General features: G+C 69.2%; 3 protein-coding genes. All 3 read right to left on the minus strand.

Going from position 1 to position 3,229, the window contains the following annotated elements; genetic code table 11:
- On the minus strand, positions 1–1,475 hold a 1,475-nt coding region (locus tag ACT84W_RS03320), incomplete at its 3' end, for a molybdopterin cofactor-binding domain-containing protein (protein ID WP_444328201.1).
- Positions 1,476–1,490: 15 nt separating this feature from the next.
- Entirely contained in the window at positions 1,491–1,985 is a 495-nt protein-coding gene (locus ACT84W_RS03325; protein ID WP_432290896.1) for a 4Fe-4S binding protein, read from the minus strand.
- A gap of 138 nt (positions 1,986–2,123) precedes the next feature.
- Positions 2,124–3,229: FAD-dependent oxidoreductase (locus ACT84W_RS03330; protein WP_444328202.1), on the minus strand; the 1,106-nt coding region annotated here is incomplete at its 5' end.

The following is a 3,229-nucleotide window of genomic DNA, read 5'->3' on the forward strand; positions in this document are numbered from 1 at the left end:
GGTCCGCACAGCGACGCGTAGGCGCCCGTGTCGAAGTTGATCTCGCAGTCGAGGCCGGTGAAGATGCCGTCCTTGTCGCAGCCGAGGGTGAAGGTGCCCTCCATCGGGTGGCGCTTGGGGTGGAAGTTCAGCGACTCCTGGCGCGTGAAGCGGTACTTGACCGTGCGGCCGAGCTTATACGCGGCGAGCGCGGCGAGGTGCTGGCAAGACACGTCCTCCTTGCCGCCGAAGCCGCCGCCGACGAGCATGGTCTGGACGACGACGCGGTCGGGCTCGGAGTCCCAGCCGAACATGTGCGCGCACTCCTTGCGGGTGTCGTAGGCGCCCTGGTCGGTGGACCAGATCTTCACGCCGTTCTTGTACGGGGCGGCGACGGCGCACTCGGGCTCGAGGAACGCGTGCTCGGTGAAGGGCGTGGTGAAGGTCCCGGTCGCCGTGAAGGCGGATTCGGCGAGGGCCTTCGCCGCGTCGCCGCGGGTGACGTGGCGGCTCTGGCAGACGTTGTCCTTGAGGACGACGTGGTTGCCGAAGGCGTTGAAGGAGTCATGGACAAGAGGCGCGCCATCGGCCTTGGCCTCGGCGATGTCGCGCACGGGCTCGAGCACCTCGTAGGTGACCTTGACGGCCTTCTGGGCCTTCTCGAGGGTCTTTGTGTCCTCGGCCACGACGAGGCAGATCACGTCGCCCACGCAGCGCGTGATGTCGCCCTCGGCGATCATGACGTCCCAGTCCTGGATAAGGTGGCCGACCTGATTGACGGGAACGTCCTCGGCGGTGAGGACGCCGAGGACGCCCGGCATGGAGCGGGCCTTCTCGGCGTCGATCTTGACCACGCGGGCGCGCGGGTACTTGGAGCGGACGGCGTGCGCGTAGCACATGTCCGGGAAGTCCCTGCTCGTGAGGTCGTCGGGGTACTGGCCGAAGCCGAGCACCTTGCGGCGGACGTCGATGCGGAAGATCTGCTTGCCGACGGCGTAGTCGTCGCCGCGCTCGAGGTCGGGGTCGACGGCCTCCTCGCCGCGCAGAATCGCGCCCGCGAGCTTGATGCCGTCGATGATGCGCTTGTAGCCCGTGCAGCGGCAGACGTTGCCGCGGATGGCCTCCGCGATCTCGGGCGAGGTCGGGTCGGGGTTGCGGCGCAGCAGCGCGGCGCCGGCCATGACCATGCCCGGGATGCAGAAGCCGCACTGGACGGCGCCGGCCTTGCCGAAGGCGTAGACGAACGCCTCCTGCTCCTCGCGCGTGAGGCCCTCGATGGTCGTGATCTTGTGGCCCTGGGCGAGCTTGGTCGTCAGGACGCACGCCTTCACGGCCTGGTCGTCGACGATGATCGTGCAGGTGCCGCAGGCGCCCTCCGAGCAGCCGTCCTTGACGCTCGTGAGGAGCAGGTCGTCGCGCAGGTAGCGCAGGATGGACTTGTTCTCGGAGGTGACGTGCTCCTCGCCGTTGATGAGGAGGCGGTATTCCTCTGCCATGGTGTGTATCCTCCCCTAGTTGGCGGTCAGGATGCCGAACGCGTCGCGGATCACGCCGCGCGGGCACTTGGTCGCGCACATGCCGCAGGCGATGCAGGCCTCGAAGTCGATGATGGCGTGGTTGTCGACCACGCGGATGGCCCCCGCAGGGCAGGCGCGCTCGCAGGCGCCGCAGGCGATGCAGCTGCTCGTGCAGATCTTGCGCGCGGAGGGGCCGGCGTCCTTGTTCGAGCAGCGGGCAGTGATGTTGTTGCGCTTCTGGACAAGCTGGATGATGTCCTGCGGGCAGGCGCGGGCGCACAGGCCGCAGCCGATGCACGCCTCCTCGTCGACGCGCGCGACGCCGCGCTCGTCGAGCTCGATCGCGCCCTTGCGGCAGGCGCTCACGCAAGCGCCGCACCCGACGCAGCCCTGCTCGCAGAACCCGACACCGGTGCAGCCGCCGTTGCACATGACGACCGCGACGGGGCGCGGCTTGCGAGGGGCCTTGGTTTTCTTCTCTGTGGCCATGCGAAGGCCTTTCTAACCGTTAACTATTTTCAGAACAACGCTCGTGCGAAGTATCCGGACCGGCAGGGGGTTTCTTGCCCCTTGCCGGTCCGGGGAGGGAATGACGAAAAGGGACTGTCCCTTTTCGTCATTCCCCGATTACTTGGCGAGGAGGTAGGAGTGGGAGTCGCGCACGGCCTTGATGGTCAGGCGCGCCTCCTCGGGCAGGCCGCAGGCGGCATCGTCGACGTCATAGGCAGCGGTCTTGCCGTCGAGGCGGACGAGGAAGGTGCCGTCGGCCTGGGGCAGGAAGCCCTGGTTCTCGGAGTTGCCCATGTCCTCGGCGCTCCAGAAGAGGGTGAGCTTGTCCTTGAACGGGCGGCCGCTCCACGGGCAGAACACGGCGCAGTTGCCGCACTCGTTGCACATGCCGTCGACGTGGACGACCTGGTGCTGGGCAAGGCCCGGGACGGTGATGGAGACGTTGGCGCGGTTCGGGCAGACGTCGCAGCAGGCCTCGCATACGGTGGCGCAGCCGAGGCAGCCGGAGTCCTTGGCGCACTTCGGGCAGCCGAGGCGCAGGTCGCCCTTGCGCGCGTAGCAGTCGGACTCGTGGCCGGAGCGGACGTTGGCGGCGGCGTAGGCGCTGAAGTCGACGCCGAGCATCTCCTTGGCGACCTCCTGCGCGTCGGCGATCGCGTCGACGAAGCGGGCAGGCCCGCGGCGGCAGTCGCCCGCGGCCCAGACGCCCTCGACGCCGGTGGCGACGCCGGCCGGGCGGCCGCGACGGTCGGTCTGGACGCCGGCGGCCTCGTAGACGCCGCCCTCGATGTGCTCGCCCACGGCGCAGATCACGGCAGTGGCCGGGACCTCGACGGTCTCGCCGGTGGCCACAGGGCTGCGGCGGCCGGACTCGTCGGGCTCGCCCAGGACCATCTTCTCGCAGGTGAGGACGCCGTCGCGCACGCCCTTGGGGGCCAGGAGCTCGCAGAGCTCGACGCCCTCGGAGAGAGCCTCGGCCAGCTCCTCCTCGTCAGCGGGCATGTAGCGCTTGGTGCGGCGGTAGACGATGCGGACGTTCTTCACGCCGGGGAGGCGCTTAGCCACGCGGGCGGCGTCCATGGCGGTGTTGCCCGCGCCGACGATGGCGACGTCGGTGCCGAGCGAAGAGAGGTCCTCGCCCTTCTTTGCCGCGCCGAGGAACTCGAGGACGTCGATCTCGTCGCCGTACTCGAGGCCGACGTGGCCGGGCGCCCATGCGCCGC

Source organism: Paratractidigestivibacter sp. (genome assembly GCF_052362415.1).
Taxonomy (GTDB): Bacteria; Actinomycetota; Coriobacteriia; order Coriobacteriales; family Atopobiaceae; genus Paratractidigestivibacter.